Origin of the sequence: Pseudozobellia thermophila (assembly GCF_900141855.1) — a bacterium.
In the GTDB taxonomy this organism is placed as follows: domain Bacteria; phylum Bacteroidota; class Bacteroidia; order Flavobacteriales; family Flavobacteriaceae; genus Pseudozobellia; species Pseudozobellia thermophila.
The window spans coordinates 35,116-56,449 of the sequence record NZ_FQYU01000004.1 but is presented as its reverse complement, the minus strand read 5'-3'; the positions used below and the strand labels follow the sequence as shown (position 1 = coordinate 56,449).

The 21,334-nt window shown below is 48.1% G+C and carries 24 protein-coding genes; 3 read left to right on the top strand and 21 right to left on the bottom strand.

The features are described 5' to 3' along the window. Nucleotides 1–15 precede the first annotated feature (15 nt). The gene (locus BUB37_RS21645) at nucleotides 16–192 is read right to left on the bottom strand and encodes a hypothetical protein (RefSeq protein ID WP_170863163.1); all 177 of its coding nucleotides are present in this window, start codon (nucleotides 190–192) and stop codon (nucleotides 16–18) included. A gap of 36 nt (nucleotides 193–228) precedes the next feature. Between BUB37_RS21645 and cls the strand changes: the two genes are divergently transcribed. Then, nucleotides 229–1,638, top strand: coding sequence for a cardiolipin synthase (cls, locus tag BUB37_RS12180; RefSeq protein WP_072994096.1), 1,410 nt, complete (start codon nucleotides 229–231; stop codon nucleotides 1,636–1,638). On the opposite strand, the gene BUB37_RS12175 is transcribed toward cls, so the two are convergent. The 11 genes from BUB37_RS12175 to BUB37_RS12125 form a co-directional block, all read right to left on the bottom strand. Then, nucleotides 1,633–2,640 carry a 2-hydroxyacid dehydrogenase gene (locus BUB37_RS12175; protein WP_072994095.1) on the bottom strand — a complete coding sequence of 336 codons (1,008 nt, stop codon included), beginning with the start codon at nucleotides 2,638–2,640 and terminating at the stop codon, nucleotides 1,633–1,635. The two genes, cls and BUB37_RS12175, sit on opposite strands and share 6 nt — an antisense overlap. After that, nucleotides 2,621–3,292, bottom strand: coding sequence for a hypothetical protein (locus BUB37_RS12170; protein WP_244526822.1), 672 nt, complete (start codon nucleotides 3,290–3,292; stop codon nucleotides 2,621–2,623). Before BUB37_RS12170 ends, BUB37_RS12175 begins: the two co-directional genes overlap by 20 nt. After that, nucleotides 3,282–3,764: a hypothetical protein gene (locus tag BUB37_RS12165; RefSeq protein WP_072994094.1), complete on the bottom strand. Its 483-nt coding sequence runs from the start codon at nucleotides 3,762–3,764 to the stop codon at nucleotides 3,282–3,284. Before BUB37_RS12165 ends, BUB37_RS12170 begins: the two co-directional genes overlap by 11 nt. A 116-nt stretch (nucleotides 3,765–3,880) precedes the next feature. Then, nucleotides 3,881–4,300, bottom strand: a complete 420-nt coding sequence (locus tag BUB37_RS12160; protein WP_072994093.1) for a type IV secretion system protein — start codon at nucleotides 4,298–4,300, stop codon at nucleotides 3,881–3,883. 70 nt (nucleotides 4,301–4,370) lie between these two features. After that, nucleotides 4,371–5,741, bottom strand: a complete 1,371-nt coding sequence (locus tag BUB37_RS12155) for an MBL fold metallo-hydrolase RNA specificity domain-containing protein (protein WP_072994092.1) — start codon at nucleotides 5,739–5,741, stop codon at nucleotides 4,371–4,373. 454 nt (nucleotides 5,742–6,195) lie between these two features. Beyond that, nucleotides 6,196–7,023, bottom strand: a complete 828-nt coding sequence (locus BUB37_RS12150) for an ATP cone domain-containing protein (protein WP_072994091.1) — start codon at nucleotides 7,021–7,023, stop codon at nucleotides 6,196–6,198. A 5-nt stretch (nucleotides 7,024–7,028) separates the two neighbouring features. Further along, nucleotides 7,029–7,937 (bottom strand): mechanosensitive ion channel family protein, encoded by a 909-nt coding sequence (locus tag BUB37_RS12145; RefSeq protein WP_072994090.1) that lies wholly within the window; start codon nucleotides 7,935–7,937, stop codon nucleotides 7,029–7,031. 56 nt (nucleotides 7,938–7,993) lie between these two features. Continuing rightward, nucleotides 7,994–8,407, bottom strand: a complete 414-nt coding sequence (locus BUB37_RS12140) for a hypothetical protein (RefSeq protein WP_072994089.1) — start codon at nucleotides 8,405–8,407, stop codon at nucleotides 7,994–7,996. Between the two features lie 12 nt (nucleotides 8,408–8,419). Then, nucleotides 8,420–9,259 carry a universal stress protein gene (locus tag BUB37_RS12135; protein ID WP_072994088.1) on the bottom strand — a complete coding sequence of 280 codons (840 nt, stop codon included), beginning with the start codon at nucleotides 9,257–9,259 and terminating at the stop codon, nucleotides 8,420–8,422. Between the two features lie 63 nt (nucleotides 9,260–9,322). Continuing rightward, entirely contained in the window at nucleotides 9,323–10,171 is an 849-nt protein-coding gene (locus tag BUB37_RS12130; RefSeq protein ID WP_072994087.1) for a universal stress protein, read from the bottom strand. A gap of 10 nt (nucleotides 10,172–10,181) precedes the next feature. Then, nucleotides 10,182–11,021 (bottom strand): universal stress protein, encoded by an 840-nt coding sequence (locus BUB37_RS12125; RefSeq protein ID WP_244526820.1) that lies wholly within the window; start codon nucleotides 11,019–11,021, stop codon nucleotides 10,182–10,184. 117 nt (nucleotides 11,022–11,138) lie between these two features. On the opposite strand from BUB37_RS12125, the gene trxA reads away from it, so the two are divergent. After that, the gene (gene trxA, locus BUB37_RS12120) at nucleotides 11,139–11,438 is read left to right on the top strand and encodes a thioredoxin (protein WP_072994086.1); all 300 of its coding nucleotides are present in this window, start codon (nucleotides 11,139–11,141) and stop codon (nucleotides 11,436–11,438) included. Nucleotides 11,439–11,553: 115 nt separating this feature from the next. On the opposite strand, the gene BUB37_RS12115 is transcribed toward trxA, so the two are convergent. The 8 genes from BUB37_RS12115 to BUB37_RS12080 all read right to left on the bottom strand — a co-directional run bounded on the left by BUB37_RS12115 (nucleotide 11,554) and on the right by BUB37_RS12080 (nucleotide 19,961). Continuing rightward, entirely contained in the window at nucleotides 11,554–12,393 is an 840-nt protein-coding gene (locus BUB37_RS12115) for a universal stress protein (RefSeq protein WP_072994085.1), read from the bottom strand. Nucleotides 12,394–12,452: 59 nt separating this feature from the next. Further along, nucleotides 12,453–13,424, bottom strand: coding sequence for an ROK family protein (locus BUB37_RS12110; protein ID WP_072994084.1), 972 nt, complete (start codon nucleotides 13,422–13,424; stop codon nucleotides 12,453–12,455). Nucleotides 13,425–13,601: 177 nt separating this feature from the next. Next, the gene (locus BUB37_RS12105) at nucleotides 13,602–14,462 is read right to left on the bottom strand and encodes a universal stress protein (protein ID WP_072994083.1); all 861 of its coding nucleotides are present in this window, start codon (nucleotides 14,460–14,462) and stop codon (nucleotides 13,602–13,604) included. 42 nt (nucleotides 14,463–14,504) lie between these two features. Then, on the bottom strand, nucleotides 14,505–15,347 hold the full coding sequence (locus BUB37_RS12100) for a universal stress protein (RefSeq protein ID WP_072994082.1): 843 nt from the start codon (nucleotides 15,345–15,347) through the stop codon (nucleotides 14,505–14,507). A 19-nt stretch (nucleotides 15,348–15,366) separates the two neighbouring features. After that, entirely contained in the window at nucleotides 15,367–16,212 is an 846-nt protein-coding gene (locus tag BUB37_RS12095; RefSeq protein WP_072994081.1) for a universal stress protein, read from the bottom strand. A gap of 246 nt (nucleotides 16,213–16,458) precedes the next feature. Next, nucleotides 16,459–17,295 (bottom strand): universal stress protein, encoded by an 837-nt coding sequence (locus BUB37_RS12090; protein ID WP_072994080.1) that lies wholly within the window; start codon nucleotides 17,293–17,295, stop codon nucleotides 16,459–16,461. Nucleotides 17,296–17,390: 95 nt separating this feature from the next. Continuing rightward, nucleotides 17,391–18,443, bottom strand: a complete 1,053-nt coding sequence (locus tag BUB37_RS12085; protein WP_072994079.1) for a response regulator — start codon at nucleotides 18,441–18,443, stop codon at nucleotides 17,391–17,393. A gap of 3 nt (nucleotides 18,444–18,446) precedes the next feature. After that, complete coding sequence (locus tag BUB37_RS12080) at nucleotides 18,447–19,961, bottom strand: sensor histidine kinase (RefSeq protein ID WP_072994078.1); 1,515 nt, start codon at nucleotides 19,959–19,961, stop codon at nucleotides 18,447–18,449. Between the two features lie 96 nt (nucleotides 19,962–20,057). On the opposite strand from BUB37_RS12080, the gene BUB37_RS12075 reads away from it, so the two are divergent. After that, a complete protein-coding gene (locus BUB37_RS12075; RefSeq protein WP_072994077.1) occupies nucleotides 20,058–20,459 on the top strand; it encodes a hypothetical protein in 402 nt (133 codons plus the stop codon). A 44-nt stretch (nucleotides 20,460–20,503) separates the two neighbouring features. Here the strand turns inward: BUB37_RS12075 and BUB37_RS12070 are convergent, their stop codons facing one another. After that, the gene (locus tag BUB37_RS12070; RefSeq protein ID WP_072994076.1) at nucleotides 20,504–21,334 is read right to left on the bottom strand and encodes a universal stress protein; all 831 of its coding nucleotides are present in this window, start codon (nucleotides 21,332–21,334) and stop codon (nucleotides 20,504–20,506) included.

Below are 21,334 nucleotides of genomic sequence, written 5' to 3'. Positions count from 1 at the left end.
TAAAAGAAAATAGGGTCAAAACCCGTCCGCCTTCAATGGCTTGGCCCTTCCCACCCCTTTTTCGGCCAATGGATAGGCCTGCCCCATGTCGAATCGTACCGCCTTATATGGTTTGTTGGAGATGGGGAAGGGAACGTGGAACTGACCCTTATCATTGAACTTGGCGTCAAACTGTCGTATCTTCGGCCCCAATTGTATAGCTTAACCGATAATTGAACAACTTATCCTGTGTGGACCACGATCTTTATTGTAATATACGTTGTCATTGCACTTGCAATAGTCGTCAGTCTGTTGCTGCACGGGGCAAAACCTTCCAAAACACTTTCTTGGCTCTTGGCCATTTTTACCATACCCGTCGGTGGCATATTGTTATACCTGCTATTGGGGCGCAATCGGCGAAAGAACAAATTGATAAGGATAAGGGACGAGGCCCTGCCAAAGATACCCGAATCGTCGGGGATTTTGATGGCGCAAGCCGAGGAAAGGTATCGAAAATTGATGCGTTTGGTATACAAAAACTCCCAATTTCCACCTACGGACAAAAACAGGCTGACGCTTTTAAAAAATGGCAAATCTACCTTTGAATCCATTTTTGGGGCCCTGGAAAGTGCGAAAATCCAAATTCATCTGCAGTATTATATTTTCGAGGATGGCGAATTGGCCAACCGGCTTTTGCACTTATTCGAAAGAAAGATTGCGGAAGGGGTCAAGGTCAAGATGATCTATGACGGAATAGGCAGTTTTTCGTTGAGCAAATCGTATCTGAAAAAGTTATTGGAGGTAGGGGTGGAGGTCTATCCCTTTTTGCCTTTTCGGTTCGGAAGGTTTTTGTCGTCGTTGAATTATAGAAACCACAGGAAGATTATTGTCGTAGACGGAAAAATTGCCTTTACCGGCGGTATCAATATTTCCGATAAATACTTGAAGGGCGATCCCGTTTTGGGCAAGTGGCACGATATGCACCTCAGGATCGAAGGTCCTGCCGCGGCCCATCTCGACCATGTTTTTGCAATGGATTGGCACCTGGTCTGCCAAAAGTCGATTCCTCCCCTTACACAACCTGTCATCGCTATGGATAACCATTCTTCGGGCAAATTGGTCCAGATTGTTGCCGGGGGACCCGACGACGATTTCCCTTCGCTGGAACAGACCTACTTTACCATTATCAACGGGGCGAAAGACTATCTCTATGTAACCAACCCCTACGTCATCCCCGGACAGGCTATAATGCAGGCCCTGCAGACCTGTGCACGGAGTGGTATCGACGTCCGTTTGCTGGTATCGGAGAATGCCGACAACAAAATTGTGAATTGGAGCGTGCGGTCCTATTTTGAGACCATGCTAAAGGCGGGAATCAAGATCTACCTGTTCCCCGATGGTTTTCTCCACAGCAAGATTATCGTCAGCGACGATGCCGTATCGACCATTGGAACGGCCAACCTTGACGATCGGAGCTTTGAACAGAACTATGAGGTAAATGCCGTTATTTATGATAGGGACTTCGCCCGGTTGTTGAAGGAAGATTTTTTAAGGGATGCCAATATCAGCAGGATGCTGTCTTACCAAGAATATGTTGACAGGCCCTTTATGGAAAAGCTGAAAGAGGGGTTCGGAAAGGTGTTCAGTCCTTTGCTATAAACTGATTTCCTCCACGTCCAGTTCGTTTTTGGTGCTTAGGCCGTCGGCCCAGGCATCGATGTTCACAAAGGTAATTTCCGCTATACGGGCCAAGGCTTCCTTAGTCATAAAGGCTTGGTGGGGCGTTAGTAGGACATTGGGCAGGGACAGTAGTTTTTTCAGCTGTTCGTCCCTGATGCCGTTTTTTGAATGGTCCCTGAAGAAAACACCTCTTTCATTTTCATAAACATCTGCACCGTAGCCCTTAAGCTGGTTTTTGTTCAAGGCTTCGATCAAGGCCTTGGTGTCGACCAGGGCCCCTCTGGAGGTATTTATGAGCAAGGCCCCCGGTTTCATAAGGGCCAGTTTTTCGGCATCGATCAAATGGTGGTTTTCTTGTGACAAGGGAAGGTGCAGGCTAATGATATCCGAATTCATACAGACCTCGTCCAGCGAGGTGTAGGTCAGGTTGAACCGTTCCGTCAAACCGTAATCGGGTTTGGGGTCGTGGGCCAAAATGGGGCATCCGAAGCCATGTGTGATCCCGGCCATGGTACTGCCAATTCTTCCCGTACCGATAATACCCAGGGTCTTGCCGTGTAGGTTGAATCCCATAAGGCCGTTTTGCACGAAATTATAGCGGTGTACCCGTTCATTGGCCAGGATCAATTTTCGGTTGAGGGCCAATAGCAGGGCCACGGCATGTTCGGCAATGGCATGGGGCGAATAATCGGGGGCATTGGCCACCCTAAAACCCAGTTTTTTTGCCACGTTCAGATTGATATTGTTGTATCCCGCGGAGCGAAGGCTAATGTAGCGCACGCCCAAATGCCACAATTTCTCAAGGACCAACGACGAGGCATCGTCGCCTGAAAAGATACTGACGGCCTCAAAACCCATGGCCTTTAAGGCGGTTTCACTGTCCAAGGCCTCCCTTAGATACGTGATCTTGTGGTTGCCTTTGTTGGCCTTCCTTAAAAAAGGGATCTCAAAATCCTTTGCGCTATAGATCAGTACCTTCATCGTCGCGGTCTTTTCGAAAAATCAAATCTTGTTCCTCCATGGCCAGTACGACCAGTTTTACATAGTCGTCAATGGTCTTTTCAATATTACGGGGGTCGACGATATCGATACTGCCCCGCCAGATCAACGAACGCTCCTTGCCGGCACAAATGCAGTAGAGGGAGGTCTCCGCATGGTATATCGGATAGTTCTCGTAGTAGTCGTCGTTGTAATAGATATCTTGGTTCCTTTGGTAGTCGTCTTTGAAGCCCCCGCCGCCCTTATAGAGCTGGTTTATGGTTTTTTTAAAGGATTGCCGGCTTTCCGAACCCACTATCTTGGTCAACAGAATGGCATCAAAGTCTTTTTCCAAGAGGCTTTCCTCAAAGGCATCGAGTTCTTTGTCGGTTCTTTTGGCATCGGTAAAATGCACGTCGAACACATCGAGGCTGCGCATGGCTTCCACCCCGCGGTCGTCGAATTCTTTTTTCAGTTTGTTCTCAAAATCGGTCCGGGCCCCGTCGTTGTTGGTCATGCCGACGATAAGTACCTTGTTGGCGTCGAAAAGAACGATGTCGGGGTTCTTCCAGTTTTCAACAAGCTCCGCCGACGTACATCCCATCAGGGCAAGTACAGGCAGGACGCAAAGCATTTTGGTGCGGTTAATGATCATCCCCTGTGGTTTTGAGTTGGTATTCGGGGTTGCCCAAGGGTATTTTTTGCTTGGTCGCCTTGAGGATGGAGGACAGTTGTCCAAAACCCTTTTCCTTTATTTTTCTGTAGTTCAAAAGATATTCATTGGTCTTTGCGGAGAGCTTTTGGTGTGTTTTCTGGTAGGCTTGCTCCATTTCGAGCTGGTTGACGCCGTCTACCATGATCTCCAATTGGTTCATGTGTTTTTCGACTTGCCTGAAAAGCGGGGTCAGGGTACGTTGGTTTTCGGCCAAGGCCTTTTTGAAATCGCTGAGGTGACCGAACTCTTCCTTGGTTATGGGTTTTACCGCGAACGATTGGATCAATTGGTCCAAAAAGTGCTGTTCGTCCTTTACAAAGGCCAGTTCGGAGAACCATTTCTTTGAATGTTCGTGCATTTCTTCGGCACTGAACCACTCCCTATAGCTGTACTTGGTCTTGTTTGCGCCCATTTGGATCGTTTTTAGGGTTAGAAAGAAGTATATAGGTCTCAAGGTAGGGGAAGGATGGCAAAATTAAAATGACGGAAGTCAGTTTTGCCGAAGTGTGGAGGTTGGAGCCCCATATGTTAGGATCTGCGTTTTTTCAGAATATCATTGCCGCAGCTGAAGACTTCCGATTTCAGGTCTTGAAAGGCCTTGGTGCACGTATCTACCATGGTCGCTAGTTTATCGTGGTCGTTATAAAACCTTGGCTCCGATTCCCTATCGGAACCGTTCAACAGGTTGCCCAGTTTACTTTCGTGCCTCGAAATACGGTCGCGTACCTCCTTTTTGATCGCCTTGGTCTTTTCGGTACGGACCTTCAGGTCATCTACCCTTTCCGAGAGGTCGGTGAGATCGGTTTGAAAGATATAGCTGTCCAAGAGCTGTGACATAAATTCGAGTTGGTCGTCCAAGTTCTGGAATTGCGATTTCCATTGCTGTACCTGCCAGTGCAGTTCGGCTGCTTTTCTTTTAGTGTCGGTACTTATCGGTTCTTTGTTCATGGTCTTGGGTGTATTCGTTAAAAGTAAATGACCTGTTCAAATGCAACTATGACTTTGGTCAGGTGGCCCTTTACAGGATCAATTCGCGCACTTCGTTGTATTTGGGAACCTGGACGTGCCAACCGTGTACATCGGTGATCTTTACACGAAAGGCGTCAAGGGCGGTGGGTTCGCCGTGTACAAGGAAAACCGTTTCGGGGATATTCCTGATATCCTGCATCCATTGCAATAGTTCGTGTTGGTCGGCGTGGGCCGATAAACTTTCCAGGTGCTTGATCTTGGCGTTTACCGGGTAGTACTTTCCGAACAGTTTAAGCTCGCTGGCACCTTCCAAAAGTTGTCTTCCGCGTGTGCCCTCCGCCTGATAGCCTACCAGGAGCACGGTGGTCGAGTCCCTGTCGATCAGTTGCTTTAAATAGGTCAAGACCCGGCCTCCGGTAACCATACCGCTACCGGCTATAACGATCTTGGGCCTGGGGTCGTCTATGGTCTTCCAGGTGTCGGCATAGGAGCTAATGATGTTGAAACGGTCGAACATGGCGCGGTATTCCTTAGGGGAAAGCTTGTGCCAATCGGGAAAGCGTTCAAATACCGAGAGTACGTTGCTTCCCATGGGACTGTCGACGAAGATGGGAATGTTGGGGATTCGGTTTTTTTTGTAGAGTTGCCATAGGGTGTACATCAACGACTGCAGGCGCTCTACGGCAAAGGAGGGGATGATGAGGTTTCCCCTTTGGTCAAGGGTTTCGTTGATCAGCTCGACAAGAATTTTCCCGACATCCTCTTGGGGATGTCGTTTGTTGCCGTAGGTGCTTTCCACAAAAAGGTAATCGGCCCACTTGGGGCGTTCGGGTGCTTCCAACAGGGGGTCGTCCTGTCTTCCCACATCCCCCGAGAAAACAAATGTTTTGCCATAAATCTCAAGTTCGATAAAGGTGGCGCCGATAATATGCCCGTTGTACCTGAATTTAAGGCGTATGTGTTCGGTAAGCGGGATCCACTGGTCCCTTTCTTCGTATTTGAACAGGGCGATGGCCTGTTCGGCTTCTTTTACGGTATAGAAGGGCAGGGCGGGCCGGTGTTTGCTATACCCTTCCTTATTGGCCCGTTCGGCCTCCTCCTCATGAATTTTGGCACTATCCAAAAGAATGATCCGCGTGATGGCCAAAGTGGGCGCCGTACCGACGATCGTTCCCTTAAAACCTTCCTTTACCAAACGGGGGAGGTAGCCCGTGTGGTCTAAATGTCCATGGGTGAGTACGACCAGGTCGACCTTAGAGACGTCGATGGGCAATGGTTTCCAGTTCAATTGCCGGAGTTCCTTAAGGCCCTGAAACATACCGCAATCTACCATAAGGTTCAATTCGGGGGTTTCCAAATAGAATTTGGAACCCGTTACCGTGCCCGATGCGCCCAAAAAATGAATTTTTATTTTGTTCATTGCTAATTAATCACTTTAAATTATTCACTGCCTACTGCCTACTGCCAACTGTTAATTGATAATTGTTCATTGCCCACTGCCTACTGTCAACTGTTAATTGATAATTGTTCACTGCCCACTGCCCACTGCCCACTGCCTACTGATAATTGATAATTGTTCACTGCCAACTGCCCACTGTTAATTGTTAATTGATAATTGTTCACTGCCAACTGCCCACTGCCCACTGCTGCCCACTGTCCACTGCGAACTGCCAACTGCCCACTGTTAATTGTTAATTGTTAATTGATAATTGTTCACTGCCAACTGCCTACTGTTAATTGATAATTGTCCATTGCTAACTGCTAACTGCTAACTGCTAACTGCCAACTGCCCACTGCCCACTGTCCACTGCGAACTGCCTACTGTTAATTGATAATTGTTAATTGATAATTGATAATTGTCCATTGCACATTGTTCACTGCCCACAAAGCTGTTCGATTTCATTTAGGATCCTCTCCTTTCGCGATTTGGAAACCCCCAGATGGTCCAAGAAAAACTTGTCCTTTAAGAGCTGGCGGCAAAGCACCACCTCCCGACTCAACAAAAATTGCTTTTCACGATGGGTCAAAAGGGGTGACACGGTAATCGGATAGAGGCCCAGCCGATCTATACGGTCTTTAAGGCCGTCGTTTTTGGGATGGTCCCAACTTAACAGGTAGAGTTCGGCACATTTGCCATATTTGATGGCGTGTTCGGTAAAACGGGTGTTGGTTACCACCCAGCCTTGGTCCAAGGTGTTGCCTTCCCCCTTTCTGGTGACCCAGTGGGCCTTGACATCGTTATAGCGGGAGTGGATATACAGGGGCACCTTTACATTGCAGTTGCGGCCTTCCTCACCGTGAAACTTACATTCGATAATGGTGGTCTTTCCATTTTTTTCGGCGACCACATCAATTTCATGGGTTACGCAGCGACCGTTCAAGACAACGTCGACCCGGGTAGAAAAGCCGGAGTATTCCAAAAGGGCCCCTATAAAGCGCTCAAAGGGAAAGCCCGTTGGCCCTAGCTCATAGATGGCCCTCTTTAATTTGTACTTCGAGGCAAAGACCGATTTCTTCCTTTTCAATAGGGCATAGGCCCTGTTGTAAATTTCCTTGGTAGAGATCCCTTCGTAAAGTTCATCGCCTACCTTCTTTACGATTTCTTCGACCGAATCGTGGTCGGCCCCGCTGTGCTTTAGGGAGTTGCGTAGTTTTTGCAGTGAAAACTCGGCCTTTTCCCCGGAAGATTTTATTATTTCCATTTCTTCTAGGCTTTTTGGTTTTTCAGGTTAATATCCACTTCTGGAATTTTGAGCAATTGGACGGTAGCCGATGCGAAGGCCACCTTGCCCTTTGTTGCCGAGATGGCCTGTTCGATTTGGCTAAACAAGCGATGTTTTGTATTTCTTCTGGACTTGTAATCGGTAATGTACCTAAGGTTCAAGCTTACCCAATTGTCGGTCAGGTCTAGGGCCAAGGTGGGTTCCAAGGTTGCATTTTCGATATAATAGCGGTCTACCATTTCCTTCCATTTGGCCATGGAGTTTTCGGTGTATTCCGAGAGGAGTTGCGAAGCGGTATCCAAAACGACCTGCTGCGCCAGCCGGATATCGGAAGTGTAGGTGACCAAAATATTCAGTTCGTCCCAAACAAAGGGAAAATCCATGGAATAGTTCTTTATGGGGCCTTTGAAGACAAAGGCGTTGCTGATCTTTACGATCCGGCCCGAATAATTGTCGCTGCCCACCCATTCGCCCACTTCCATGAGGGTGGTATAGATACTGTCGATATCGATTACATCTCCCTTGATGCCGTTGATTTCAATACGGTCCCCGGGTTTGTAGACACGGACCATGAATATGTAGAAAGAGCCTGCTATACTTAGGATCAGTTCTTGCAGGGTAAAGGTGATCCCCGCGGTAAAAAGTCCGATGATGATGGTGTAGTCTTCGATGTTCTTTACGGTAAAGGAAATCAAGACCAAGAGTCCGATCATTATGTAGCCTACGACTTCGACCCCTTTTTGTGCCTTGTAGCGTATGGTGGCATCCTTTATCCTTCGCTTCAGCAGCTTCCGCAGAAAACCTATGGCCAAGACGATGATCAATACCCAAATTACGAGCTGGGCGACCCTTGCAACGACGGGATTGTTGTAAAAACGTAAGAGCTCGTCCATAGATGTATGTTTAAGGGGGCAAGGGTACAAGGCGGTTTTTACCGTCGTCGGGGCGATTAACGCTTGTCTTCGAAATATTCCCTGACCAAGGCCCTGATCTGGTTATCGGTCATACTGTCGGCCTTGGCCACCGTTTTTAGTTTGGCCGCCAGGTTTTTGTGGTTGGTTTTTAATTCCTTGCTGAATTTTTCGCTGGTGTCAGCAGGCCCGAAAAGGGCGATCGCCTCTGCGTCGCCAAGCGCCTCGGCCAGTTTGTTGAAGTACCGCTTCAATTGGTGTTTTTCCTTTTCGAGGTACTTGCTGTCCTGTACCACATCTTGGGGGCCCCATTTGGCCGATTTGGTTCCCGACCCTCCCGAGGGTTTGAAAAAATCGAGCTCGGAAGGTATGGTTTCGAACCGCTCTTGTTCTCCCTCAATGCTTACAATGTGGGCTTTTTCCTTGTCCATCCAAATGCCGATACGTTTCATGATTGTTCCGTTTTAGTGAAGTGCCAATATGGGCACGATGGCTTCATATCCTATTTCCTTGACCAAGGGCCTCGAAAAGACGCTTCCGAAGAAAAAGTGCTTGTGGTTGATAAAGGCGATCATATCGCTGTTCCGGCTTTCTACAAAGGCGGTCAGGCCATCGGATACTTTTTTATCGGATAGGGTATGGAAGCTGTGCTCCACGGTTTCAAAAATATCGGCCAACAACTTTTTGTTGGCTTGCTGTGCCTCGTTCAGATCGGGTTTCTTCGTGACATAAAGGACCCGTATGGTCGCTTCGTGCAATCGGGCGATTTCAACCAGGTAGCTCAGTTCCTTGCGTTTGAAGGTGGTTTTGTAGTTGGTCGGAAAGACAATTTCCTTGGGTGGTGAAAAGCTGAAATCGGGAGGGATGGCCATTACGGGGCATTCCCTGATTTTTTCCATGGCGTTGACCGTATTGCCCCCAAAGATGATTTCGCGGTCTGCGGTTGCGCCCCTGGTACCCATGACCACGAGGTCGATGTCTTTTTGGGCGATCGTTTGCCTCATGGCCTCGGATAGGTCGTTAAAAGTGGAAATCGTATGATAGCTGTGCTTCGGATTGTCGAGATGCACCTCCAGCATGCCCATTAGTTTGATAAATCCTTCTTCCGACTTGTTCTTGGCCTTTTCGTAGGCGGCACTTCCCGGTTCGGGAATGAGGAGGCTGTCGGTGGTATAGCTGTTCGCCCGAAAAACGTTCAAAAAGTAAAATTCACAGTTGAGTCTCGCATACAGGTCGAGTGCATAGCGAACCGCATTTAGGGCATTTTTGGAAAAATCGGTGGGTACTAATATTCTTTTGTCCATTGCGTTCTGTTTAGGTTCTTCCGTAAAGATATTTGCCGGCCACCGGTTTACCTATGACAATTGTCAGTCGTTGGTGGGCAGTACAAGAAAGGGGATGTCGGCGTACATACTGATATCTTTGATTACGGGTTCGCGCAGCAACCTTTCAAAGAGTTTGTGCTTGTGGTTGGCCATGGCATAGAGGTCTATCTTTTCCTTTTTCAGGAAGGCCTGGATTACCTTGGCCTTGTCGTCGAAGGCCTGCATCCAATGAAAACTATGGTCTACCTCTTTCAGGGAAAGCTCCAATAGCTTTCTGTGCGATTCCTGTTCGGTACTGAGGAGGTCTTCCTCGGTAATGTGCATGACGCGCACCCCCGCTTGGGCAAGGGAGACGAAATACAATAGCGGGGCCAGCGATTTTTTGGTGCAGCCCTTTTTGAAATCGGTAATAAATGCGATCTGTTTGGGAGGTTTAAAGTCCATTTCCCCGGGAATGGTAAGTACGGGACAACTTTTGATCTGGTCGATGACGCGTATGGTATTGCTTCCGAAAAAGACATCCGCGGCCTCGGTCAGGCCCTTGTTGCCCATAACGACCAGATCGATCTGTTTTTCAGCTACGGTCTGGATAATATTCTTCGCCAAGAGTCCTTTTTTTGATAGGATCTTGAAGTCGTGCAGGGTATTACCGGTGTCGAGCACTATCCTGTGCCTGGTGCTTGTCAGCTTTTCCTCCGATTCCGCCTGTAGTTTCTCCAGCCGTTGCTTGCCGGCGAAAAGTTGGATCTTTTTGTCGCTCAAGGGGGTGAGCTCGTCGAACACATTGAGAAGGTAGAAGGTGCATTTTTGCGACCCCAGTAGTTTTGCGGCATAGAATAGGGCGCAGTAGGCGTTATTTGAAAAATCGGTGGCGACAAGAATGTTTTTCATGGCGATAGTTTTAGACTTGGGGCAATACCATAAAGGGTACGGTTACGTGAAAACCTATTTTTTTGATGACCGGTTCAATGAAGAGGCGTTCGAAAAAAGTGTGTTTGTTCTGTACCATGACCAAAAGGTTTATTTTCGATTTCACCTGAAATTCGTTTACCGCCCTTACGATGGCATTATCGGGCATTTCGTGAAAAAGGGCCTGGTCTCCCAGTAGCTTTTCAAGTTCCGCCTTGTGTTTTTCCTGATCGGCGCTCAGGTCGTAGCCCGTGTGCACGTGCATCACGTTTATTCTCGAACGGTGTTGTTCGGCAATGGCCAAGAACATTTGCAAGAGTTCTTTTTTGTATTCGATTTCATAATCGGTAGGAAATAAAATTTCCTTGGGGGCCTCGTATTCAAATTTCGGAGGTACGGCTATTACAGGGCATTTCGCCTTTTTAATGGTATGTACGGTATTGGTGCCGAACAGTATCTCCTTGGCCCCGGTGGCGCCCTTGGTGCCCATAACGATCAAATCGATACCCTCGCGTTCGACCGTGTCCGAAATTTCGCTGATAAGGGTATTGAAGGCCGTATGGATTACCAGGGAATGCCTTGGGTTGTCGTACTGGTCTTCCAGTCGCTTCTTCAATTTTTCCAACTGGGTCGTACTGCTATCTTGCATGATATCGCCCAAGCCTATTTGTCCCGGACTGCCGATTAGGTACTCGGTATGATAAACGGGAGGGGTGTAGGTGTGTAGAAGAAAAAAAGTACAGTCTACCTCCTTAAAAGTCTTCATGGCGTATTCGATGGCTTCAACGGAGTTGTCCGAAAAATCGGTGGGTAGTAGAATGCGCGTCATCATTTTGTGATTTTTGATTACGCCGTAAATCTAGGGGGGAAGAAATCTAAAAACCATGATATTGGTCAGTTCGTACAGGTCGTAATTTTGCTACTTTTAAAATTTAAACGAGTAGCTCTTATGAAAAGTAGTTTCAGCAAAATCATCGATTCGGAAACCCCCGTTCTTGTGGACTTTTACGCCGATTGGTGCGGTCCGTGTAAAATGTTGGCGCCGATCCTGAAACAGGTCAAGGACGAAATGGGCGAGGAGATCAAGATAATTAAGATCGACGTTGATAAAAACCAACGCTTGGCCGCGACGTACCAGGTTAGGGGAGTGCCCACCATGCTGTTGTTCAAAAATGGCAAAATGCTTTGGCGACAGTCGGGCGTTTTGCAGAAGAACGACATCGTTCAAATTGTAAGGTCGCATGTTTAAGCGAAGTTTTAGCTTCCCCTCATTACCCTGCCCCTCTCGCCAAGGGAGTGTGGCAGGGACAATTGGAGTTTGGGGCCATGGACTTCGGAATAAAAGGCGAACGGACAGGACGCCCTTACTCGTGCAAAACCAAAAAGGGTACCTTGGTGTGGTAGCTGATCTTCTCGACCGTGGGACGAAAGAGTATGCGCTCCAGAAAATTCAGGTTCTTGGCGACCATGACGATCATATCCAGTTCCCGGCTTTCAACGAAGTGCTGTACCGCTTCGTCGAGTTTCTTCCCGGTGAGGGTATGGAAAGAATGTTCGATTTCGGCAAAATAGGTCTTTAAAAATTCGCGGTTCTTGCTCTGGGATGTGGTGAGCCCGTCTTTTTTTGAGGAAACGTATAGGAATCGCAAGGCCGACTTGTGAAAGACGGCAAAATCCCTTATTTGCTTCATGACCTGGGTATTGTAGTTGAGCTGAAAATCCGTTGGGAAACCGATTTCCTTGGGGTTTTTATATTCGGCGTCCTCGGGAACGGCCAGAACGGCACAGGGTACCTTGGTAATTACGTTGCCCGTATTGCTTCCCAAGGAAACCGCCCTCAGGCCCGATGCCCCCTTGGTGCCCATAATGATCAAATCGATATTTTTTTTCTTGACCTGTTCCTTGACAAGGTCGGTAAAGAAGCCATAGAGGGCCTCGGTATGGAAGGTGTGTTTGGTATTGGTGGGCAAACGCTCTATCTCGTGGAGTACCTTGTCCAGCTTTTCCTTGTTTTCGTGCAGAATGCTTTCCTCGATGACTTCGGGCGGCATGTACATGGCCGCTTCCCCGCCGGGATAGGCGGCAATGGTGTGCACGTTGATGATATAAAAAGTGCATGGCTTTTTTTTGAACAGCTCCATACCATAGGTGATGGCATTCCAGGCGTTGTTGGAGAAATCGGTAGGTATGAGTATATTTTTCATTTTTGATGCGATTTGAAACTAAAAGTAGCGTGGACCGCACAACCGTGAAATGATAAATATCATGCCACCCGGGTATTTTCGAGTTCGGTCCAGGCCAGGGCTGCCGGTCCTAGAACGGCGTTGTCGCCCGTGGCGGTCGATAAAAGTACCTTTACCTTGCCCTTATAGGCACCGAAGAGGTGATGTTCCATCCGGGTTTTGATCGGGTTTAAGAGAATGTCACCGGCCTTGCTCAATCCGCCGGAAAGAATAAAGGCCTCGGGATCGAGGTGGGCGGCGGTATCGGCCATTTTACTTCCCAAGATTTCACCGGTTTTATCAAAGGCGGCCAAGGCAATGGGGTCGCCGTTCAGTGCGGCCTCAGAGATGGCGGTTCCTGTCATGGTCTCAAAACTGTAGTTGCGTAGGGGCGAAGGCTCTGTCATATCGGCCATCAACTCGAAAACGGTCCGTTTGATTCCCGTTACCGAGGCATAGGTTTCCAGGCAACCCCTTAGGCCGCAATTGCAGCTTCGTCCGTGGGGATCCACGTTGACGTGGCCAAGTTCCCCGGCGGCCCCATGTGCACCTATCAGTAGTTTCCCGTCGACGATAATACCGCTCCCCAGACCGGTGCCCAAGGTCAGGGCCACAAAGTTTTTCATTCCTTTACCGGCCCCGAAGAACATTTCGCCCAAGGCGGCGGCATTGGCGTCGTTGGCTATGGTAACCGGGAGCTTGAAGCTTTGGTTGATGGTTTTGGCCAAGGGAGTGGCCGCTCCCCAATTCAGGTTGGGCGGATTCTCGATTTCTCCCGTATAGGGGTTGGCGTTCGGGGCGCCGACGCCGATAAAGAGGATCGACACACCCGGCTCTAACGCAGTTACCAAGGTGTCTACCTCGGCCTTCAGCCTTTTTATAAAATCCGAAAACGGTTTTTGGGCATCGGTCTTAAAGGCCGTCTTATCGATGATATCCCCCTTTTGGGTAACCAGGCCGACCTTGGTATAACTTCCACCGATATCAATGCCCAAAACGACTTCTTTTTCCATCCTATGGGTTTTTTAGGTTCTTTGCAAAGGAAGAAAAGCAAAAATTGGTTTTAACTGATTTATGTCATATGATGTGACCGCCACGCTTCGTATCTGGCCGTGCAATCGGGGGAAGAGGGCAAAATCGGCCACTTCCCCTGACAAAAGGCATCGCAAGCGAAGGTCCTTCCCTTCTTTCTAGGCGTCGATCAGCGGGAATATCAAGAAGGGGACTTCCGTATGGAAGGCAACCCGGTTGATGACATTCTCCTTTGTCAGTTTTTCGAAAAAGCTATGCCAGTAATTGACCATGGCTATCATTCCCACTTCCTTGTTTTCTTGGGCATAGGACCTTATGGCATCCGAAATCTTGGATTCTTCGGCAACCTCCACGTACTTATGGGAAACACCGCGCAGGCGCTCGCTCAATAGGTTTTTGCACGTTTCCTGTTCGGGGGTAAGTTCCTCGCCCGTATCGATGTGGACGACAACGATTTCCGAATCCCATAGTTTTGCCATTTCGATCAAGGGCACAAGCTCCACTTCCGAATAGACGTGTTCGAAATTGGTGGCAAAGGCTATCTGTTTCGGAACGGTAAAACCGTAGTTTCCGGGTACGGCCACCAAGCGGCAAAAATCGAGGTTTTTCAATACGCTCACCGTACTGCTGCCCATAAATACCTCTTTGATCGCCGAAGAGCCTTTGGTGCCCATAAAGACATAATCGGCATCGTAATCGATAATGGATTTGCCTAAGGCGTTCAGCAAGGAATCGGATATGCTCAGGCCTTCAAATTCGTGCAGCGGGTTTTGGTTGCTTGATTTCAGTTCCTTCACCAAATAGGCAATGTCCCGTTCCGACCCTTCCTTTATGGCCCGGTAGAGACGGGTATTCTTGGCCCTGACCCTGGCGTTGCTGAGGGTCGAGGCCCCTGCTTCAAAGGCATGCAGTATATAGAAGGTGCATTCCTTCTTTTCAAAAAGGGAAATGGCGTAATCGATGGCGTTTCTGGCGTTCGATGAAAAATCGGTAGGCAGTATAATATGTTTCTTCTTCATTGCTGTTGATTATGGGGTTAGAATTGATGTATGTCCGTTTGTTTATTCAGGAAGCACCAAAAGGGGTACCTTGGCATGGAAGGTCATTTTTTTAACTACGGGCTCTCCTATAATTTTTTCCCAAAAGCTATGGTGGTAGCGTATCAAGGCCAGCATGTCGACCTCGATGTCTTGGGCGAATTTTTCCAGTGTGTGGGCAACGTCGATTTCAAAATCGATGTTGTAAAAGGTGACCTCCAAATCGTTCAAGCGTTCCTTGAGGAGTTTTTGATTGACCAGTTGTTGGTCGTTCAACGCAAATTCTATGGCCACATGCACCACTTGCACGTTGGTGTTCCAGAGCGAGGCCAGCTCGGTCAGGGGCAATAATTGGTACTTTTCGTATTTTTTGGTAAAGTCGGTCGGCAAAGCCAAGGATTTTAGCCTTTTGAAATCGTATTCGTCGGGGACCACCAAAACGGGGGTGTTGTTGATTTTGTTCAGCACCTTGACGGTATTGCTCCCCATAAACACCTTTTTGGCCCCGGTGGCCCCTTGGGTTCCCATACAGACCAGGTCGATGTCTTTTTCGGCAATAACCCCTTCCACGGCCTCTTCCAGCGTATCGGATTTCGATAGGGGCTCGAAACTGTGTTTGGGGTTGTGGTGGTTTTTATCGAGGTAGTCCATAACCTTATCGAGCTCTTGTCTCGAATATTCCGATAGGGAGTCGTACAGTACCCCCAGACGTTGTTGGCCTTTTCTGCCCAAGAGGTTCAAGGCACCGGGCTCGTAGGCATGTAAAAGATAAAATCGGCACTTGACATCGGTATATAGTTTTACCGCCGTGAAAATGGCGTTCCAGGCATTGTTGGAGAAATCAGTGGGTAAAAGTATCTTTTTCATTTTTTTCGGTAATTGGATATTATCTGGGCAGGTTCTGCATCACCAGAAAGGGAATTTTCGGATGTAGGCCTATTTCGTCTATGGTAGAGCGGTACAGAAGGTCTTCCAGAAAGGAATGCCGGGCATTTACCATGACCAAAAGGGTACTGTTCTTTTCCTCGATGTACTCCATGATGGCCTCGGCTTTGTTCTTGACAGGTCTTCGGTCGAAGAACAGGTAGGCGTTGGCCAGGGATTCTTGCAAAAAGCGCTTATTGTCCAGTTGCCTATGGCTGAGGTCCTCAAAATCGGATATATGGAGGCAGTGTACCTCCGATTTAAAATCGGCGGCCAAGGTGTTCAGCAGTTTTAATTCCCTGCGTTTATAGGGCAGCATATAGTCGGTGGCAAAAACGATCCGTTTCGGTTGTTGAAACCCGTAGCCTTCGGGAATCGCCAAAACAGGGCATTGGACATATTTAAAGACCTGTACGGTATGGCTTCCGAACGTGATTTTTTTGTCGGAGGTCTGGCCTTGGGTACCCATGATCACCAGGTCTACGTTTATACGGTTGACCCAATCGTTGACCGCATCCACCAGGGGGTCCATTGCCGCTACGGTCTTGAAGCTGTGTTTGGGGTTGTGGTATTTCGCAGTGAGTTCGGCCGCAATTTTTTCCAAGGTTTCCTCTGCCTTTTTCCTTGTTCGGTCCTTATCTTCCTCCGTAGGTTCCTTGCCCTTGTTTCTCAAGGGGGCATAGATTTCGTCGGCATAGGCATGCAAAAAATAAAAGATGGTGCGCTCACACTTGTAGAGCTGCATTGCATAGGATATGGCATGCATGGCATTAGGGGAAAAATCGGTTGGGATCAGCACGGTTCTCATGACATGTCTTTTTTATAGCTATCCAAAAATATCCGTATCGAAGCAGAATAACTATGACATATGTCATTACCGATACGCGCGGTGCCACCCAAGGCGATGGGCGCGTGTACCTTGTTCCACTTCAGGTGCCGATAAACGGGCCTATTTGCATTTTTGGGGTAGGGCGGGGGCTTTGCAGGTCGATTGCATGGCCATGCCGTTCCAGTATGGGGGCAAAAGGGTTTGGGGCATGTAGTTCAATGGGGCTTACTCGTGAAGCACCCATAGTGGGATTTGGGTGTGAAAACTTACTTTTTCGATGGTGGTATCGAACAAGAGTTGCTGCAAAAAGTTGAGGTTTTTGGCAACCATGGCGAGCATGTCTATTTTATTTTCGGCGGCAAAATGTAAAATACCCGTCCTGATATGGCGGTGGGATATGTTATGGAAGCTATGGCTTTCAGGAAAGGTTTCGCTTAAATAGTCTTGTAGGTAGGTTTTGTTTCTTTTCTGGGCCGCGGTCGGTTCGCGTTCCTCTTGGGCCACGTTCAAGACGTGTAGGTCGGCTTTTGAAATATGCAGTATTTCGTTCAGGCCCTCTAGAATCGAGTGGGTGTAGAACAGGTTGTAATCCGTTGGGAATGAAATTTTGTTCGGGATTATACTCGGGGCATTTTCGGGTATGACCAAGACGTTGCACAGCACTTTGGTGATTACATCGCCGGTATTGCTGCCCACCACCGACGCTTTTAGTCCCGATGCCCCTTTGGTGCCCATAACGATAAGGTCGATATGCTTGTCCTTCACCGTTTTGCGCATAATGTCGATAAAGTTGCCGTATTCTTGAAGAGCGATAAAGTGATGGTCTTTGTTGACCGGCCCTTTTTTTATCGACTCAAAGACCGTGTTGAGTTTTTCGTTGATCGAGGGGCTTGTCTTTTCGCGGGGCAAGGCAAACGAATTGCCGATCACGGCCGATTCGTTTAAATCGCCAACGTGCAATATATAGAAGGTACAGCTCTCGTTTTTAAAGAACCGTACGGCATATTCCAATGCGTTCCAAGAATTGGCGGAAAAATCAGTGGGTATTAATAAGTACTTCATTCACATAGCTTGGCACGCAAAAATAGGCTGGTGAACCATGGAAAAATATGACAATTATCAGTTGCCACCGATTTGTGCAGGCAAGGCTGTAGGGGTCAACTTACATATTGCAGGGCCTTCAACTCCTTGATCCTAATGTTTCGTCCCTCGATGGCGATAAGCCCTTCCTTTTTAAAGACCGAAAGGGTGCGAATTAGGCTTTCGGTGGCGATACCGGCCACACTGGCCAGGTCGTTTCGCGATATTTTAATGGGCTCCTCCGATTTTGTGTTCATGATATCGGCAAATTGCAGTAGGGTCTGGGCCGTTTTTTTACGTACCGAACTATAGGCCATCTGAAGCAATTGGGCCTTGATCTCGGAGATGTTGTTGGTCAAAAGCTCCATCAATTGCAATGAGACGTTATGGTTTTTTTCCAAAATTTCCTTGAGGTCTTCCTTCGATATTCCGGCCAGTTCCACATCTTCCATGGCGGTGGCCGATTCGTTGTACGGACTGTTGTTCAAGAAGGAGGTAAAGCCCAAAAAGTCATCGGCCCGATACAGGGACGTAATCAGCTCCTTTCCGTCCTCGTCCATGGAGTGGCACTTGACGATTCCTTTTAAGATCAAGTATATCTTATGGGAATGTTGGCCTTCCTCATAGATGGTTTCCCCCGACGAAAAGGTGACGATTTCGCCATTGTCGTCAAAAAAATTCTTTAACTCGTTCAGCGTACGCATTTCGTCTTCCGAAACCCCGTGCTCGTCAGGGGGGTCGGAAGGGATGCGCTTTAGGATCTCGGCCTTGGCCAATCGGCTCTCTATGGCACTGATCAGGTCTTCCTCGTCGAAGGGTTTGGTCAGGTAATCGTCGGCACCTTGGTCCATACCCTTCCGTATTTCCTTATGCTCGGTTTTGGCGGATAGAAAGATAAACGGAATTTGCTTGGTCCTTTCGTCGGCCGAAAGGCTGGCCAGAACCCCGTAACCGTCCAATACGGGCATCATGATGTCGCAGATAATGATATCGGGAAGGTTTTTCTTGGCTATTTCGACACCGATTTGTCCGTTGGAGGCCGTCAGTACCGAATAGCCCGAAAGCTCCAGCAGTTCTTCGGTATTCTCGCGTAGGGCCCTGTCGTCTTCAATTAGTAGGATTGTTTTCATCTTCTAGAGCGTTTTAAGTTCTTTGGGTATGGTTACAATAAAGGTAGATCCAACATTTTCTTTACTTGAAAACTCAAGACTTGCACCTAGGTTCTCCAAATGCTGTTTGGCAATGTTCAAACCTATACCGGTACCTTGTGTCAACAGGGCGTTCTGTGCCCTGAAATAGCGGTTGAAAATATGTTTCTGTTCTTTTTTTGGAATGCCTATGCCTTCGTCGATTACCTTAATAACGGTTTTGTCCTCTTCCGTATGCACCTGCAAGTCGATAATGGAGCCTTCGGAAGAATACTTGATGGCGTTGTGTACCAAATTGGACAATACCAGTTCCAAGGTTTTTTCATCGAAACGCAGGATAAGGTCGTCAATGTTTTCGGGGTACTGGATTTTTTGTCCCGTTTTGAGCAGCATATTGGCATCGTAGACCACTTCGTTGACAATTTTACTAAGCGGAAACTCTTCTATATTGTAGTTGACCTTTCCCGATTCGAGACGTTCTACCGATAAAAAATCGTTAAGAATGGCATCGAGGTACTTCACTTTGTTTTTTATGGTCGTTACATGCTTGTCGCGCTTATCTTGCTGTTCGGTCTGCGTGTATTTTCCCAACAAGGTAATGGAGGTTAAAATACTGCTCAATGGTGTTTTAAACTCATGGGAAACCAAGGATAGGAAACGGGTTTTCAGTTCGTTCAGTTCTTTTTCAACGGCCAGGGCCTCGGTCAGCTGCTTAGTGCGTTCCCTTACCTTCTGTTCAAGTTGTTCGGTATAGATCTTTCGTTCGGTATTGTCCAATATTATGGCGACGAAGACTTGGCTATCGCCCAGGGAAGACAGTTGCAAGTGTACTTCCACAGGATAGGTGGAACCGTCCTTCCTTTTATGAAAGGTCTCGAATTTGATCTTTCCCTTTTCGTCGTCGAGCAGGGGCTCGACCATTTCCCGGAACCCGGTTTCGTTCAATTCGGGTTTGATGTCGATCGGGGTCATTTGGGCCAGCTCGTCCATGCTGTATCCCGTATTTCGCTGGGCCTCCTTGTTGGCGTTTACGAACTTGAAGGTTTGGGCGTCGAAGATATAGATCTCGTTGAGCGAATCTTGAAATATACGGGCCCAATGACTCAGCTCCCTTTCCTTTTGCTTTCGCTCCGTAATGTCGATGACGAGGGCCATAACGTAGGTTTCGCCATAGAGCTGAAAAGGATTGAGTCCCGCTTCGACCGGAAATTCCCGGCCGTTCTTCCGGATGCCGTACAAATCGATGCCGTGGCCCATTTGCCTCTTTTTGCTTTTGGCGATAAAATTCTTGACGTGGCCACTGTGGTCGTGGCGGTACCGCTGGGGAATCAATACATCGAGGGGTTTGCCTACCAGCTCGTCCTTTTGGTAACCGAACATTTCCTCGGCCGAGGTATTGTTGGCCACGATAACCTGATGCGCATTGGTGACGATGATCCCTTCGGAAATACCTTCTGAGAGGAGGTTGAAAATATTACTGTTTTTCTGAAAAACCTGCATGTACCAAATGTAAAGATTCCTAACTGATTTTTATCATATAAAACACGGCTTAAGTATCCTATTTTTAGAAAACTCAACCCATAAAAAATAAAAATAATGCAGAATACACAGAAAACCATGAACCAGCTTTATGAAAGCCTGGGCAAATTGTTTTACGCCCTGGCGATCAGTGATGGCAATGTGCATGAAAAGGAATGGGATAGGTTAAAGCAACTGGTGAAGGAAGATTGGTTGTACGTCGATGACTTTACCGATCGGTACGGCACCGATGCCGCCAACCAAATTGAAATAGTCTTCGATTGGTTGCTGGAGAACGAAAAGAGCAGTGAGGCGTGCTTTGAGGACTTTAAGGAATTCTACACCGAACATCCGCATGCCTTTTCCGATACCATTAAGGCCTTGGTCAAAAAAACGGCCCATGCCATTGCCAATTCCTATGCGGGTAAGAACAAATCGGAACTGGTGCTCCTGGCAAAGATCGACCTATTGCTGAAATAGTCCCCGCCCTTGCCCCTAATCGGGCAGAAGAACATCGGTGCTCCTTAGACTTTAAGCGTCAGGACGGGTAGGTTGGCGTGGTTGGCCACATCTTCGCCGATACTTCTGCTGCCCAGAAGAAAATGGGAAATGGGCTTTCGGCCACGGGTAGGAAGGGCAAGAATATCGAAACCGCCCTCCTTGGCATAGTTCAAGAGGCCTTCCTCCACGGAATAATCGTTGTAGATGGCCACTTGCGGTATATCGGTGCCTGCCTTTTCAAAGAACTTGGCAATGCGTTGCCCTATTTCGGTGTTGCTGCTAAAACCGCCGTAAGGGGTATTGACATAGACCAATTGTAGCCGGGCCGAAAAACCGGTGGCCATGGCCTGTACGTTTTTGAAGGCAGGTACGAACCCCTCGTTGAAATCACAGGCAAAGAGAATGCTTTCGACCTTGAACTCCGGATTTTTCATTTTTACCACCAGAACGGGAACCCTGGAGCTACGGACCACCTTTTCGGTATTCGAGCCCACAAAGAAGTCGTTCAGTCCACTGGCACCGTGCGATCCCATAACGATCAAATCGATGTGCCGCTCTTGGGCCACCCTGTCCAACTCCTTGAAGTCCTTGTAGTTTTGCACGATAACCTTTACCTCCACACCCTTCAGGAATGGCTTGTCCATAAGGGGTTTGAATCGTTTTTTGGCAAGGCCCAGATAATACTTGGCCTCTTTGTATTCCTGTTCCTCGTTCTTGGTCAGTACGGCCTCCGAAAGTCCGAGCATATGCAGCATTACGATTTCGGCCCCTTGGCGTTTGGCGATTTGGGCCGCCACCTCCAAGGCGTGCTCGGCGGGTTCCGAAAAATCGATGGGAACTAGAATTCGCTGCAT

Excerpts from the sequence above, each read along its gene's own strand:
- BUB37_RS12175 (WP_072994095.1), bottom strand. The coding sequence starts at position 2,640 with ATGAAGGTACTGATCTATAGCGCAAAGGATTTTGAGATCCCTTTTTTA.
- BUB37_RS12170 (WP_244526822.1), bottom strand. The coding sequence starts at position 3,292 with ATGATCATTAACCGCACCAAAATGCTTTGCGTCCTGCCTGTACTTGCC.
- BUB37_RS12165 (WP_072994094.1), bottom strand. The coding sequence starts at position 3,764 with ATGGGCGCAAACAAGACCAAGTACAGCTATAGGGAGTGGTTCAGTGCC.
- BUB37_RS12160 (WP_072994093.1), bottom strand. The coding sequence starts at position 4,300 with ATGAACAAAGAACCGATAAGTACCGACACTAAAAGAAAAGCAGCCGAA.
- BUB37_RS12155 (WP_072994092.1), bottom strand. The coding sequence starts at position 5,741 with ATGAACAAAATAAAAATTCATTTTTTGGGCGCATCGGGCACGGTAACG.
- BUB37_RS12150 (WP_072994091.1), bottom strand. The coding sequence starts at position 7,023 with ATGGAAATAATAAAATCTTCCGGGGAAAAGGCCGAGTTTTCACTGCAA.
- BUB37_RS12145 (WP_072994090.1), bottom strand. The coding sequence starts at position 7,937 with ATGGACGAGCTCTTACGTTTTTACAACAATCCCGTCGTTGCAAGGGTC.
- BUB37_RS12140 (WP_072994089.1), bottom strand. The coding sequence starts at position 8,407 with ATGAAACGTATCGGCATTTGGATGGACAAGGAAAAAGCCCACATTGTA.
- BUB37_RS12135 (WP_072994088.1), bottom strand. The coding sequence starts at position 9,259 with ATGGACAAAAGAATATTAGTACCCACCGATTTTTCCAAAAATGCCCTA.
- BUB37_RS12130 (WP_072994087.1), bottom strand. The coding sequence starts at position 10,171 with ATGAAAAACATTCTTGTCGCCACCGATTTTTCAAATAACGCCTACTGC.
- BUB37_RS12125 (WP_244526820.1), bottom strand. The coding sequence starts at position 11,021 with ATGATGACGCGCATTCTACTACCCACCGATTTTTCGGACAACTCCGTT.
- trxA (WP_072994086.1), top strand. The coding sequence starts at position 11,139 with ATGAAAAGTAGTTTCAGCAAAATCATCGATTCGGAAACCCCCGTTCTT.
- BUB37_RS12115 (WP_072994085.1), bottom strand. The coding sequence starts at position 12,393 with ATGAAAAATATACTCATACCTACCGATTTCTCCAACAACGCCTGGAAT.
- BUB37_RS12110 (WP_072994084.1), bottom strand. The coding sequence starts at position 13,424 with ATGGAAAAAGAAGTCGTTTTGGGCATTGATATCGGTGGAAGTTATACC.
- BUB37_RS12105 (WP_072994083.1), bottom strand. The coding sequence starts at position 14,462 with ATGAAGAAGAAACATATTATACTGCCTACCGATTTTTCATCGAACGCC.
- BUB37_RS12100 (WP_072994082.1), bottom strand. The coding sequence starts at position 15,347 with ATGAAAAAGATACTTTTACCCACTGATTTCTCCAACAATGCCTGGAAC.
- BUB37_RS12095 (WP_072994081.1), bottom strand. The coding sequence starts at position 16,212 with ATGAGAACCGTGCTGATCCCAACCGATTTTTCCCCTAATGCCATGCAT.
- BUB37_RS12090 (WP_072994080.1), bottom strand. The coding sequence starts at position 17,295 with ATGAAGTACTTATTAATACCCACTGATTTTTCCGCCAATTCTTGGAAC.
- BUB37_RS12085 (WP_072994079.1), bottom strand. The coding sequence starts at position 18,443 with ATGAAAACAATCCTACTAATTGAAGACGACAGGGCCCTACGCGAGAAT.
- BUB37_RS12080 (WP_072994078.1), bottom strand. The coding sequence starts at position 19,961 with ATGCAGGTTTTTCAGAAAAACAGTAATATTTTCAACCTCCTCTCAGAA.
- BUB37_RS12075 (WP_072994077.1), top strand. The coding sequence starts at position 20,058 with ATGCAGAATACACAGAAAACCATGAACCAGCTTTATGAAAGCCTGGGC.
- BUB37_RS12070 (WP_072994076.1), bottom strand. The coding sequence starts at position 21,334 with ATGCAGCGAATTCTAGTTCCCATCGATTTTTCGGAACCCGCCGAGCAC.